Origin of the sequence: Micromonospora sp. WMMA1998 (assembly GCF_027497375.1) — a bacterium.
GTDB lineage: Bacteria > Actinomycetota > Actinomycetes > Mycobacteriales > Micromonosporaceae > Micromonospora > Micromonospora sediminicola.
Window position 1 is genome coordinate 1,244,954 of sequence record NZ_CP114911.1, and the last position, 12,777, is coordinate 1,257,730.

Sequence of the window (12,777 nt, forward strand, 5' to 3'; positions counted from 1 at the left end):
CGTGCAGCCGGACCCCCCGGACCGGTCCGCCCCGGGGACACGCCGGCCAGGGCTGCCGTCGACGCGTCGACCGGGCCACAATGAGCCGATGGCCGTGTCTGTGCCCCGCCCGCGTGCGCCCCTGCTGATCCGGCCGGTCCGTGAGCCGGCCACCGTGCCGCCGCCGCTGGACGGGCCGTGGGCCCCCGGCGACACCCGGCTCGATCGCGCCGACCTGCTGCCGCTGCCCGCCGGCGGGCACGGGCCGGAGGACGTGGTCATCGACGCCGAGGGCCGGGCGATCAGCGGCGACGAGGACGGCCGGCTCTGGTGGTGGCCGGCGGACGCCCCGGCCGGCACCCGGCCCACGCTGCTCGCCGAGACCGGCGGCCGGCCGCTCGGCATCGAGCTGGACCCGATCGACGGCGGGTTGCTGGTCTGCGACGCCTACCGGGGGCTGCTGCGGGTCGACCCGGCCGGCGCGGTGCACGAGCTGACCGGCAGCGGGCCGCCGGTGCACCTGGCCGACAACGCGGCGGTCGCCCGGGACGGCACCGTCTACTTCACCGACAGCTCCGACCGGTTCCCGCTGTCCCAGTGGAAACGCGACCTGCTGGAGCACCGGCCCAACGGCCGGGTGCTGGCCTACGACCGGCGCAGCGGGCGCACCGACGTGGTGGTGGACGGGCTCTACTTCCCCAACGGGCTGGCGCTCACCCCGGACGAGTCGGCGCTGATGCTGGTCGAGACCGCCACCCACCGGCTGCTGCGGGTCGAGCTGCCGGGCGGGCGGGCGACCGTGCTGGCCGACCTGCCGGCCTACCCGGACAACGTCTCCGCGGTCGGCGACGGGACGTACTGGATCGCGCTGCCCAGCCCACGCCTGCCGATCATGGAGCGGCTGCTGCCCCATCCCCGGGTGCGGCAGATCGTCGCCCTGCTGCCGGGCGCGGTGCAGCCGCAGCCCCGCCGCTACGGGCTGGTCGCGCTGGTCGACGACGCGGGCCGAGTGCTGCGCACGCTGCACGGCCCGAGCGGGGCGTACCCGATGGTCACCGGCGTGCGGCAGCACGGCCGGCAGCTCTGGCTGGGCAGCCTGACCGCGACCGGCGTGGCCCGCGTCGACCTGGACTGAGATGGCGCGGGGCCGGCGTCGCGGACGCGACGCCGGCCCCGTGGCCGTTCCTCCCCCGGTTCAGCCGCCGCTGTTGCTCCGGCTCGGGGCCGGGGCGGGCGACGACCCGCCGGCCACCGCGCCCGGGTGCGGCGTCGGACTCTGCGTGGGCTTCAGGCCCGCCGGTACGGGCAGCGCGCTGCCCTTGGCGAACTCGTTCCACCCGACGTTCCAGGCGGTGAAGCCGTTGCCCTGCTGGAGCTGCACCTCGGTGCCCTTGACGGTCACCAGGTCGCCGACCTGGGTGATGCCCATCAGCCAGTCGGCGGCGGTGGCCGAGACGTTGGTGCAGCCGTGCGAGGTGTTGTTGAAGCCCTGCTCGCCCTCCGACCACGGCGCCGAGTGGATGAACTCGCCGCCCCAGGTCAGTCGCTGGGCGTCGTCCACGTCGACCACGTAGCCGCCGTCCGGCTCACCCCGGGTGTCGAACGTGGTGTGCTCGTGCTTCTCCATGATCACCATGGTGCCGCTGGAACTCGGCGTGCTCGGCTTGCCGAGACTGACCGGGATCTTCTTGAGCAGCTTGCCGTCCTGGTAGACGGCCATCTGCTTGGTGGTGTTGTCGATGTCGAGCGACACCTGCCGCCCCACCTTGGCCGACGCCACCCGGTCCGCGTCGCCCACCGCCTCCTTGCCGATGGGCAGCCCCTCCAGCGCGCTGCGCACGCTGATCTTCGTGCCCGGCTTCCACCGGTCGGGCGCCCGGTACTCGGCCTGCTTGCCGTCGGCCATCCAGGACCAGGTGCCCGGCTGCGGCGGGTCGGTCTTGACGAACAGCCGATGCTGCACGTCCGCCCGCGCCTGCTCCGGGATCGGCGGGTCGAAACCGAGCACCACCGGCATCGCCGTCCCGTACGTCTGGTTGTCCCGGAAATACAATTCGCTGGTGACGGCCGGTTTGGTGGATTTGGCCATCGTCGTGAACGTCGTCTTCCGCGTGGTGGTCTTTCCGGAATCGCCGGTCACGGTCACCTCGGCCGTGTACGCCCGGGAATTCGCCAACGGGCGGTCCGGCACCCAGCCGGAGCCGTCCTCGCGCGGTTGCGCCGGCACCGGACGGCCCTTGTCGTCGGTGAGCTTCACGGCGGTCACCCTGCCGTTGCTGACCTTCGTGCCCACCTCCGCGCTGATCGGCACGTCCCGGGCCCGGTCGACCGGTGTCACGGTCACCGACGGCGGGGCCGCCTCGGCCTTGCGGGCCACCGACTTCGGGCCGGCGGTGCACGCGCCGACCGCCAGTGGCGCGACTGCGACAGTCATCGCGAAAAGCGTCAGTCGTCGCCTCACAAACATATTTCGCCCCCCATTTCCGCATCCCCTCGCCCACATTCTGTAGGCCTGGCGTCACGCTGTGGCACCTTCGGCGGAATTGCTCGGAAACGGCTGCGGCGAAATGCGCCGACGGCTACCGGACAGGGATTTGTCGCCCGCTCTCGTCCCGTTTCACGCGCCCCGCCCCCTCCTACCCCTTCGCCCGACGATGCCCGGCCTCGCCCCAAAGGTTGATCAAGGAGTTCGGGTCGGGCACGGAGCCGTCTCGCGACGCAAACTCCTTGGTCGACGCCGCAGCGAGGGCCGAGACAACCGTGGCCCCGGCCCGCGGTACGGGCCGGGGCCGTGGGGTCGGTGGAACGGCCGGAGGGAGGTGGGGCGGACGGGTCAGACGTTCGCCACCAGCAGGGCCGGCTGCTCGACGCAGTCGGCCACGTGGCGCAGGAAGCCGCCGGCCACCCCGCCGTCGCAGACGCGGTGGTCGAAGGTGAGGCTGAGCTGCGTCACCTTGCGGACGGCGAGTTGCCCGTCCACCACCCAGGGCTTGTCCACGATCCGGCCGACGCCGAGCAGCGCCGCCTCCGGATGGTTGATGATCGGCGTGGAGCCGTCCACCCCGAAGATGCCGTAGTTGTTGAGCGTGAACGTGCCGCCGCTCAGCCGCGCCGGCGGCAGCGTGCCGGCCCGGGCCGACGCGGTGGTCTCCGCGAGCGCGGCGGCCAGCTCCCGGGTGGTCAACCGCTGGGCGTCGCGCAGCACCGGCACCACCAGCCCACGGTCGGTCTGCGCCGCGATGCCCAGGTGCACACCGGCGGACTGGACGATCCGCTGCCCCTCGGTGTCGACCCGCGCGTTGAGCTGCGGATACCGCCGAAGACCGCTGAGGCAGATCCGGGCCAGCAGGGCCAGGATGCTCACCGGCGCGTCCGGGGAGGCGGCGTTGATCGCGGCCCGGGTCTCCAGCAGCCCGGTGGCGTCCACGTCGACCCAGATGGTCACCTCGGGGATCTCCCGCCGGCTGCGGGAGAGCTTGTCCGCGATCACCTTGCGGATGCCGGTGAGCGGGACGACCACGTCGCCGTCGCCGGTCGGGGCGAGCCCGACGTGCGCGTCCGGGGCGTCCGGCACGGCCGCCAGCCGGGCGGCCGGTGCGGTCCGGGCCGCCTCCACGTCGACCCGGCGGATCACGCCGCCCGGGCCGGTGCCGCGCACCGACGCCAGGTCGATCCCGTGCTCCTTCGCCAGCCGCCGCACGATCGGCGAGATGACCAGCGGCGCCGCCGCCGGTCCACCGGCCCGCGCCGGTTCGGCGTCCCGATCCGCGGCCGCGAGTGATCCGGTCGGCGTCGACGAGTCACCCGGGACCGCGCGACCCGTCGGGGCCGGAGGACCGGCCGGGACGGCGGGGACGGCCGCGGGGGCCGTCGAGGCGGGCTCGGGCGCCGCCGCGAGGCGGGGTCGGCGCCGCCGTCGACCCGGGCCGCCGTGGCCGGTGCCGTACCCGATGAGGACGTTGCCGGAGCCGGCCCGTTCCTCCTCGCGGTAGGTGGCGTGCGGGTCCGGGGCGTCCGCGCCGTCGAGCGGCGCGATGGTGATCAGCGGCTGGCCGACCGGGCGGACCTCGCCCGCCGCGCCGTGCAGGGCCACGACCCGGCCGGGGTACGGGCAGGGCACGTCGACGACGGCCTTGGCGGTCTCCACCTCGACCACGCTCTGGTCCACGGTCACCACGTCACCGACGGCGACCCGCCACTCGACGATCTCCGCCTCGCTCAGCCCTTCCCCCAGGTCGGGCAGAAGGAAGTCGCGTGTACCGACAGCGCTGCGTTCGCTCATGCCGTGCCGGCCGGGCATGGCCTCACGGCCCTCGCTTCGCTCGGTGCGTTCGCTCATGCCGCCACCCACCGGGTGTCGGGCTGGTCGTCCCACTGCAGCCGGGCGACGGTGTCCAGAACCCGGTCGACCGAGGGCAGGTGGGTGTGCTCCAGCATCGGCGCCGGGTAGGGGATGTCCAGCCCGGAGACCCGCAGCACCGGGGCGTGCAGCGCGTGGAAGCAGCGCTCCTGCACCCGGGCGGCGATCTCCGCGCCGACGCCGGCGAAGCCCTGCGCCTCCTGGATCACCACGCACCGTCCGGTGCGGCGTACCGAGGCGGTGACGGTGGCGTCGTCGAACGGCACGATGCTGCGCACGTCGACCACCTCCAGGTCCCAGCCCTCCTCCCGGGCCGCCTCGGCCGCGGCCAGCGCCACCGGCACCGCCGGCCCGTACGCGACGAGGGTGGCGTCGGTGCCGGGGCGGCGCACGACGGCGGTGCCGATCGGCGCGGTGCGCGCCGGCAGCTCCGCCTCGCCGCTTCCGAAGTAGAGCTTCTTCGGCTCCAGGAACACGACCGGGTCGGGGTCGTCGACAGCGGCGCGCAGCAGGGAGTACGCGTCCTCGACGGTGGCCGGGGTGACCACCTTCAGCCCCGGGGTGTGCGCGTAGTAGGCCTCGGAGGAGTCGCAGTGGTGCTCGACGCCGCCGATGCCGCCGGCGTAGGGCACCCGGATCACGATCGGCACGCTGAGCGCGCCGCGGGTGCGGTTGCGCAGCTTCGCCACGTGCGAGGCGATCTGCTCGAACGCCGGGTACGCGAACGCGTCGAACTGCATCTCGACCACCGGCCGCAGCCCGGACATGGCCAGGCCGACGGCGAAGCCGACGATGCCGGCCTCGGCGAGCGGGGTGTCGAAGCAGCGCTTGTCGCCGAAGCGGGCCTGCAACCCGTCGGTGATCCGGAAGACGCCGCCGAGCTGGCCGACGTCCTCGCCGAAGACGACCACCCGCTCGTCGTCGAGCATCGCGTCGGCGAGCGCGGCGTTGAGCGCCTTCGCCATGGTCATGGTGGCCATCAGGCGTCCCCCTCCTCGTCGCGGGCCGCTTCCAGCTCGGCCCGGACCAGCTCGCGCTGCTCGACCAGCTGCGGCGTCGGCTCGGCGTAGACGTGGTCGAACAGGCTCAGCGGGTCGACGGTGGGCTGGGAGTCCATCCGGCGGCGCAGCGCGGCGGCGTACTCCTCGGCCTCCTGGGCGACGGCCGCGACGGCCGCGTCGTCCAGCACGCCGCGGGCCCGCAGGTAGGCCTCCAGGCGGGCGATCGGGTCGCGGTCGCGCCACGCCTCGACCTCCTCGGCGTCCCGGTAGCGGGTCTGGTCGTCGGCGTTGGTGTGCGGCTCCATCCGGTAGGTGTGCGCCTCGATCAGGTACGGGCCCTTGCCGGCGCGGGCGTGCGCGACGGCGCGGTTCAGCACCGCGAGGACGGCCACCGGATCGTTGCCGTCGACCTGCTCGCTGGGCACGCCGTAGCCGACGCCCTTGTAGGCCAGGGCCGGCGCGGCGGTCTGCCGGGACAGCGGCACGCTGATCGCGTACTTGTTGTTCTGCACCAGGTAGACCACCGGGGCCTTGAACACGGCGGCGAAGTTGACGCCCTCGTGGAAGTCGCCCTCGCTGGTGGCGCCGTCGCCGATGAACGTCAGCGCGACGGTGTCCCGCCCCTGGTAGGACTCGCCGTAGGCGAGGCCGGCGGCGTGCACGGACTGGGTGGCGAGGGGGGTGCACTGGGGCGCGGTGCGGGTGACGGCGGGGTCGTATCCGCAGTGCCAGTCGCCGCGCAGCAGGGTGAGCACCTCGACCGGGTCGAGGCCGCGGGCGGTCAGCGCCATCGACTCCCGGTAGGTCGGGAAGACCCAGTCGGTGTCGCGCAGCGCCAGCACGCCGCCGACCTGGCAGGCCTCCTGGCCCCGGGCGGACGGGTAGACGGCGAGCCGGCCCTGCTTGGTCAGCGCGGTGGCCTGGGTGTCGAAGCGACGGCCGACGACCATGCGGCGGTACATCTCGCGCAGCGTCTCGACCGGCGGCTCGGGGTAGTCGTCGCGGGGCGGCAGCGCAGTGCCGTCCGGGTTCAGCAGCCGGACCGGCTCGGACTGCGGCAGCAGGCCGGCCGTCGGGTCGGGAGCGGCCGGGGTGGCCGGCCGGCGGGTGCGCGGGGATGCCCTGCGGACCGCCTGGGGTGTGGTCGTCACGGCGGGGACCTCCTGGACGTGTGGTGGCCCTATGCTCCTGCTCAGGGATGATTGACTCAACATCCGGGATGAACGCGGGACGAATGGCACGGGGAGGCGGGCGGGGTGAGCCAGGAGACCGGCACCACACCGGGCGGGGCGGGCGGAACGGGACGTTCGGTCGGGCCGCTCGACGAGGTCGACCGGCGGATTCTGCGGGAGCTGGTCGCCGACGCCCGGCTGTCCATCCGGACGCTCGCCGAACGGGTGCACGTCTCGCGCACCAACGCGTACGCCCGGGTGGAGCGGCTGCTGCGCGACGGCGTGCTCACCGGTTTCACCGCCCGGGTGGCCCCGGAGCCGGCCGGCCTGGGCACGTCGGCCTACATCGCGCTGACCATCGAGCAGAACACCTGGCGGGAGGTCTCCGCCGAGCTGGCCCAGGTGCGCTACATCGAGCACGCGGCACTGCTCAGCGGTGAGCACGACGTGCTGGCCCTGGTCCGCGCGCCGGACAACGCCACGCTGCGCGACGTGGTGCTGGACCGGGTGCAGAGCATCGCCGGGGTGCTCTCCACCCGCACCTGGCTGGTCTTCGAGGAGTTCGACGGGACCCTGAGCCCCTGGGCCTGAGCGTTCAACGCTCCGGCGGGGACTCCAGGCCCTCGCGGTCGGCCAGCTCCAGCAGGGGCTCCAGGGAGTACCGCCGGGTGTCCAGGCCGGCGTGCGGGTCGCCGCGCCCGGCGAACCGCGCGGGCATGCTCACCACGTCGAAGTCCTCCGGGCGGGCGTCGTCCAGCTCGGCCCAGTCCAGCGGCGCCGAGACCAGCGCCCGCGGTGTCGGCCGGATCGAGTACGCCGAGGTCATGGTGTGGTCGCGGGCCATCTGGTTGTAGTCGACGAAGACCGGCCGGTCGCGTTGGTCCCGCCACCAGGTGGTGGTGACCAGGTCGGGCAGCCGGCGCTGCATCTCCCGGCCGAGCGCCAGCACCGCCCGCCGGCACTCCCCGAAGCTCCAGCGCGGCTCGATCGACAGGTAGACGTGGATGCCACGACCGCCGGTGGTCTTCGGGAAGCCCGCCATGCCCAGTTCGGCGAGGAACGCCCGCACCTCGTGGGCCACCGGCACCACCTGGGCGAAGTCCACCCCGGGCATCGGGTCGAGGTCGATGCGCAGCTGGTCGGGGCGCTCCACGTCGGCCTTCGACACCGGCCAGGGATGGAACCGCAGCGTGCCCAGGTTGGCCGCCCAGATCACCACGGCCAGCTCGCTCGGCGCCACCTCGTCGGCGGTCCGGCCGCTGGGGAACGTGATGTGCGCGGTGCGCACCCAGTCGGGCGCGCCCGCCGGCAGCCGCTTCTGGTAGAACGCGTCGCCCTTGTTGGTCTGCCGGGTGGCCACCTTCGCGCCCTCGAACACCCCGCGCGGCCAGCGTTCCAGCATGGTCGGCCGGTCCCGCAGCGCGCGCAGGATGCCGTCACCGACGGCCAGGAAGTAGCGCACGACGTCCAGCTTGGTCAGCCCGCGCTCGGGGAAGTAGGGCTTGTCGGGGCTGGAGACGCGGACCAGCCGCTCCCCCACCCGGAGTTCCTCGGCCGCCGTGGTCGCCACGCCCCACACCGTACGACGTGGACCGGCCGCACGCGGGCATCTCGTCAGGTGATCAGCAGCGCCCCGACCACGATCAGCGGCACCGAGACGAAGAGGAAGACGCCGACCCCGGTCAGGACCCGCCCGCCGCCGCCGTCGTCCCGCTCGGGCGGCAGGCCGAACGCGGACCGCGCGTCCAGCATGCCGATCCGGCTCAGCGTCAGGTCGCCGGTCACCCCGATCAGGAGGCCGGCCAGGATGAACGACGCACCGAGCCGGTGCACGAAGTCACCACCGGCGACCGCGACCCAGATGCCGACCGCGACCGCGATCACCACCGCTGCGATCACGAAGAGCACCAGCGCCTCGCGCAGACCCCGGACCACCGTCGACATGCCCGCCCCCCGGCGACCGGGACCGCCCCGGCCTGCCGGACATCCTGCCGGATCGATGCGGACGGCGCTGTCCCTCGCCCGGGCACGCGTCGGCCGGGTGGGCGCACCCACCCGGCCGATCGGGACGACGGTCAGCCGTTCTCCCGCTGCAGGCGCTCGGCCAGCAGCTTCTTGCCCTGGTCGCCGGCCTTGCGGTTGTTCTCCTGGATCTTGCGGAACCAGGTGGCGAGCTCGGAGTCGCCCCGGTCCTCCGCGTCCGCGATGTACGTCTCCAGTTGCCAGATGTGCTGGAGTGACATCTGCAGCGCGTGGATCAGGTCGTAGTTCTTGTCCTTCACCGGGCTCATCGGCTCACGGACCATGGTCGCCACGGCACACCTCCCTGTGTCGACTTCCGGAACCGGCCGCTTACCCCTTCCCGCCACCTTCACGCACGGTGGCGACCGGCACGGTTACCCGTCCCGGACCCCGGGTACCGGAGGCCGCATGGCGGAGTTGGCATCGCTCTGGATCGTCCGGCACGGCGAGAGCACGGCGAACGTGGCGGCCACCGCGGCCGAGACGTCCGGCGCCGAACTGATCGACCTCACCCACCGCGACGCGGACGTGCCGCTGTCGCCGACCGGCGAGGAGCAGGCCCGGGCGACCGGGCGCTGGTTGGCCGGCCTGCCCGAGGAGCACCGGCCGGACGTGGCGGTGGTGTCGCCGTACCTGCGGGCGGTGTGCACCGCCGAGCTGGCCCTGGCCGGGACCAGCGTGCCGATGAGCCGCGACGAGCGGCTGCGCGACCGGGAGCTGGGCATCCTCGACGGATTGACCGGCCACGGCGTGCGCCGACGCCATCCCGAGGAGGCGCAGCGGCGCGCCCGGCTCGGCAAGTTCTACTACCGCCCGCCGGGCGGCGAGTCGTGGACCGACGTGGCGCTGCGGCTGCGGGCCCTGCTCGGGGACCTGCGTCGCGACCACGAGGGCGGCCGGGTGCTGCTGTTCGGCCACGACGCGTTGGTGTTCCTGCTGCGTTACCTGGTGGAGGGGCTCACCGAGGAGGAGTTGATGGCGCTCACCCGTGAGCACGTGATCGCCAACTGCTCGGTCACCGGCTGGCGCGCCGACGAGTCCGGCCGCCTCGCGCCGGAGCTGTTCAACGACGTAACCCACCTGCACCGGCAGGGGGCGCAACCCACCAGGGAGGACGAGGTCCATGCCGAGCCGGTCTGACGTGATCACCCCCGCGCTGCTGCGGGACTGGGCGCTGCCCGTACCGACCGGCGGCAAGGAGGCCCGGGGCACGGTGCTGGTCGTCGGCGGCTCCCGGTTCACGCCCGGGGCGGTGCTGTTGGCCGGCGTGGCCGCGCTGCGCGCCGGCGCCGGCGTGCTGCAACTCGCCGCCGCCGAGTCCACCGCCGCCGCGCTCAGCATCCAGGTGCCCGAGGCGTTGGTGGTCGGCCTGCCGGAGAACCGCGACGGCGCGGTCCGGGGCGATCCCGGCGACCTGCTGGGCGGCCTGGTCGCCGACGCGGACGTGGTGACGGTCGGCCCCGGGTTGAACGACATCGACACCACCACGGAGCTGCTGCGCCTGGTCCTCGGCGCGGCCGGGCCGGAGACCGCGCTGGTGCTCGACGCGTACGCGCTCGGCGCGCTCAGCCACGAGCCGGACCTGTTGGTCGGCTCGGGCCGCAAGGTGGTGCTGACCCCCAACCTCACCGAGGCCCGCCACCTGCTCGACCGCGACCCCGGCGACGACCTGGACGCCGAGGCGATCGAGCTGGCCGGCCGCTACGACGCGGTGGTCTCGCTCTACGGCCACATCGCCACCCCGGACGGCCGGGCCTGGCGGGAGGAGAGCGGGGACGCCGGGCTGGGCACCTCCGGCAGCGGCGACGTGCGCGCCGGGCTGCTGGCCGGGCTGCTCTCCCGGGGCGCCGACCCGGCGCAGGCCGCCTGCTGGGCCGCGTTCGCGCACGCGGTGAGCGGGCAGCGGCTGGTCCCCCGCTACGGCCGGATCGGTTTCCTCGCCCGCGAGCTGCTCGACGAGATCCCGTACACGCTGGCGACGGTGTAATACGCACGGTTTGTGCCGATCCGGTCGGGGGTAGGGGGGCCGACATCAGTCGACCCTAGGAGGTACCGGTGTCCACCGACGCGATCGTCCTGCTCAAGGAGGACCACAAGGAGATCCGCCGCCTGTTCAAGGCGTTCCAGGACGCCGAGGACGGCCCGGCGAGCGCGCGCGGGAAGATCGTCACGCAGATCCTCGAGGCCCTGACGGTGCACACCTACCTGGAGAACGAGGTGATGTACCCCGAGGTCCGCAAGCTGGTGCCGGACGTCGAGGACGACATCCTCGAGTCGTACGAGGAGCACCACGTCGCGGACGTGCTCTGCTTCGAGCTGTTCACCATGGACGCCGACGACGAACGGTACGTGGCCAAGACGACGGTGCTGATCGAGAACGTGCTGCACCACGTCGAGGAGGAGGAGCAGGAGTGGTTCCCGAAGGTCCGCGAGGCGCTCGGACGTAACCAGCTCCAGGAGATCGGCCAGCGGATGCTCGACCTGCGGCCGAAGGCCCCGAAGACGCCGACCGAGCCGACGGCGCTGAAGAAGTCGCGCGACGCCGTCGTCGCCTGAGCCGGCCCCGACCCGCCGCGGGACCCGGCCCTGCGGCCGGGTCCCGCCGTCGCGGACCGGCCCCGCACCGGATGTGCCCCACGACGGGCGGCCCAACCCCGCAGGTCCGGCGCGGGCCCACCCGGTAGGATCGGCGCGGGCCGTGACTGGCGCGTGGAGATGGAGCACCATCGGGGAGCGGCCTCGTCATGAGGACGCATGCCGAGCGCCTGGGCCTTCCGCACGTCACCAGGAGGTCGCATGTCGCGCAACGCCGAGTCCACCGCCTTCCGCAGCGCGCTGGAGGTGATCCGCGCCGTCGAGCCGCGGGTGGCCGACGCCATCGGCGCGGAGCTGGCCGACCAGCGCGAGTCGCTGAAGCTCATCGCCAGCGAGAACTACGCCTCCCCCGCGACGCTGCTGACCATGGGCAACTGGTTCAGCGACAAGTACGCCGAGGGCACCGTCGGTCGGCGTTTCTACGCCGGCTGCCAGAACGTCGACACCGTCGAGGCGCTCGCCGCCGAGCACGCCCGGGAGCTGTTCGGCGCCACCCACGCGTACGTGCAGCCGCACTCCGGCATCGACGCCAACCTGGTCGCCTTCTGGGCGATCCTGGCCGACCGGGTCGAGTCCCCCGCGCTGAAGAAGGCCCAGGCCCGCCACGTCAACGACCTCACCGAGGCGGACTGGTTCGCGTTGCGCCGGGAGCTGGGCGACCAGCGGATGCTCGGCATGTCGCTGGACGCCGGCGGCCACCTCACCCACGGTTTCCGGCCGAACATCTCCGGCAAGATGTTCGACCAGCGCAGCTACGGCACCGACCCGGCGACCGGGCTGATCGACTACGACCGGGTGGCCGAGGCGGCCCGCGAGTTCCGGCCGCTGATCCTGGTCGCCGGCTACTCGGCGTACCCCCGGAAGGTCAACTTCCGGATCATGCGGGAGATCGCCGACTCGGTCGGCGCCACCTTCATGGTCGACATGGCGCACTTCGCCGGGCTGGTCGCCGGCAAGGTCTTCACCGGCGACTTCGACCCGGTGCCGCACGCGCACATCGTCACCACCACCACGCACAAGTCGCTGCGCGGCCCGCGCGGCGGCATGGTGCTGTGCGGTCCGGAGCTGGCCGACCAGGTCGACCGGGGCTGCCCGATGGTGCTCGGCGGCCCGCTGCCGCACGTGATGGCCGCCAAGGCGGTCGCGCTGGCCGAGGCCCGGCGCCCCGACTTCGCCGACTACGCCCAGCGGATCGTCGACAACGCGCAGGCGCTCGCCGACGGGCTGCTGCGCCGCGGCGCGACGCTGGTCACCGGCGGCACCGACAACCACCTGGTGCTCATCGACGTGTCCAACTACGGGCTGACCGGGCGGCAGGCCGAGCAGGCGCTGCTCGACTCCGGCATCGTGACCAACCGCAACGCGGTGCCGCAGGACCCGAACGGCGCCTGGTACACCTCCGGCATCCGGATCGGCACCCCCGCGCTGACCACCCGGGGGCTCGGCGCCACCGAGATGGACGCCACCGCCGAGCTGATCCACACCGTGCTCAGCCAGACCACGGCCGGCACCGGCCCGGACGGCGCCGCGTCCAAGGCGAAGTACGTCCTGGACCCGGCGGTCGCCGAGCAGGTCGGCAAGCAGGCCGCCGACCTGCTCACCCCGTTCCCCCTCTACCCCACCGTCGACCTGGCCTGACTCCGACCGG

13 protein-coding genes and 1 riboswitch are annotated in these 12,777 nt (G+C 73.6%); of the genes, 6 read left to right on the forward strand and 7 right to left on the reverse strand.

Annotation, left to right across the window (positions count from 1 at the left end):
- Positions 1 to 88: 88 nt before the first annotated feature.
- A complete protein-coding gene (locus O7600_RS05285) occupies positions 89 to 1,114 on the forward strand; it encodes an SMP-30/gluconolactonase/LRE family protein (RefSeq protein WP_281592564.1) in 1,026 nt (341 codons plus the stop codon).
- Between the two features lie 60 nt (positions 1,115 to 1,174).
- Here the strand turns inward: O7600_RS05285 and O7600_RS05290 are convergent, their stop codons facing one another.
- The 4 genes from O7600_RS05290 to pdhA form a co-directional block, all read right to left on the reverse strand.
- Positions 1,175 to 2,446 (reverse strand): Ig-like domain-containing protein, encoded by a 1,272-nt coding sequence (locus O7600_RS05290; protein ID WP_281592565.1) that lies wholly within the window; start codon positions 2,444 to 2,446, stop codon positions 1,175 to 1,177.
- Positions 2,447 to 2,812: 366 nt separating this feature from the next.
- The gene (locus O7600_RS05295; RefSeq protein ID WP_281594072.1) at positions 2,813 to 4,261 is read right to left on the reverse strand and encodes a dihydrolipoamide acetyltransferase family protein; all 1,449 of its coding nucleotides are present in this window, start codon (positions 4,259 to 4,261) and stop codon (positions 2,813 to 2,815) included.
- A 53-nt stretch (positions 4,262 to 4,314) separates the two neighbouring features.
- Positions 4,315 to 5,319: an alpha-ketoacid dehydrogenase subunit beta gene (locus O7600_RS05300; protein ID WP_281592566.1), complete on the reverse strand. Its 1,005-nt coding sequence runs from the start codon at positions 5,317 to 5,319 to the stop codon at positions 4,315 to 4,317.
- Positions 5,319 to 6,524: a pyruvate dehydrogenase (acetyl-transferring) E1 component subunit alpha gene (pdhA, locus tag O7600_RS05305; RefSeq protein ID WP_281594073.1), complete on the reverse strand. Its 1,206-nt coding sequence runs from the start codon at positions 6,522 to 6,524 to the stop codon at positions 5,319 to 5,321. The genes O7600_RS05300 and pdhA overlap by 1 nt, the downstream gene beginning before the upstream one ends.
- A 72-nt stretch (positions 6,525 to 6,596) precedes the next feature.
- On the opposite strand from pdhA, the gene O7600_RS05310 reads away from it, so the two are divergent.
- Positions 6,597 to 7,103 carry an Lrp/AsnC family transcriptional regulator gene (locus O7600_RS05310; RefSeq protein WP_091577530.1) on the forward strand — a complete coding sequence of 169 codons (507 nt, stop codon included), beginning with the start codon at positions 6,597 to 6,599 and terminating at the stop codon, positions 7,101 to 7,103.
- Positions 7,104 to 7,107: 4 nt separating this feature from the next.
- Here the strand turns inward: O7600_RS05310 and O7600_RS05315 are convergent, their stop codons facing one another.
- From O7600_RS05315 to O7600_RS05325, 3 genes are all read right to left on the reverse strand, one after another.
- A complete protein-coding gene (locus O7600_RS05315; protein WP_281592567.1) occupies positions 7,108 to 8,091 on the reverse strand; it encodes a DNA primase small subunit domain-containing protein in 984 nt (327 codons plus the stop codon).
- Positions 8,092 to 8,126: 35 nt separating this feature from the next.
- Positions 8,127 to 8,456 (reverse strand): hypothetical protein, encoded by a 330-nt coding sequence (locus O7600_RS05320; RefSeq protein ID WP_099160745.1) that lies wholly within the window; start codon positions 8,454 to 8,456, stop codon positions 8,127 to 8,129.
- Between the two features lie 131 nt (positions 8,457 to 8,587).
- Positions 8,588 to 8,818, reverse strand: coding sequence for a hypothetical protein (locus tag O7600_RS05325; protein ID WP_091577528.1), 231 nt, complete (start codon positions 8,816 to 8,818; stop codon positions 8,588 to 8,590).
- Positions 8,819 to 8,942: 124 nt separating this feature from the next.
- Here O7600_RS05325 and O7600_RS05330 point away from each other — a divergent pair, with 124 nt between their 5' ends.
- The 4 genes from O7600_RS05330 (at position 8,943) to O7600_RS05345 (ending at position 12,767) form a co-directional block, all read left to right on the forward strand.
- Positions 8,943 to 9,674 (forward strand): histidine phosphatase family protein, encoded by a 732-nt coding sequence (locus tag O7600_RS05330; RefSeq protein WP_281592568.1) that lies wholly within the window; start codon positions 8,943 to 8,945, stop codon positions 9,672 to 9,674.
- Positions 9,658 to 10,521 carry an NAD(P)H-hydrate dehydratase gene (locus O7600_RS05335; protein ID WP_281592569.1) on the forward strand — a complete coding sequence of 288 codons (864 nt, stop codon included), beginning with the start codon at positions 9,658 to 9,660 and terminating at the stop codon, positions 10,519 to 10,521. Before O7600_RS05330 ends, O7600_RS05335 begins: the two co-directional genes overlap by 17 nt.
- A gap of 68 nt (positions 10,522 to 10,589) precedes the next feature.
- Complete coding sequence (locus O7600_RS05340; protein ID WP_281592570.1) at positions 10,590 to 11,090, forward strand: hemerythrin domain-containing protein; 501 nt, start codon at positions 10,590 to 10,592, stop codon at positions 11,088 to 11,090.
- A 132-nt stretch (positions 11,091 to 11,222) separates the two neighbouring features.
- Positions 11,223 to 11,312, forward strand: a riboswitch (ZMP/ZTP riboswitch).
- A gap of 18 nt (positions 11,313 to 11,330) precedes the next feature.
- Positions 11,331 to 12,767, forward strand: coding sequence for a glycine hydroxymethyltransferase (locus O7600_RS05345; protein WP_281592571.1), 1,437 nt, complete (start codon positions 11,331 to 11,333; stop codon positions 12,765 to 12,767).
- Positions 12,768 to 12,777: the final 10 nt, after the last annotated feature.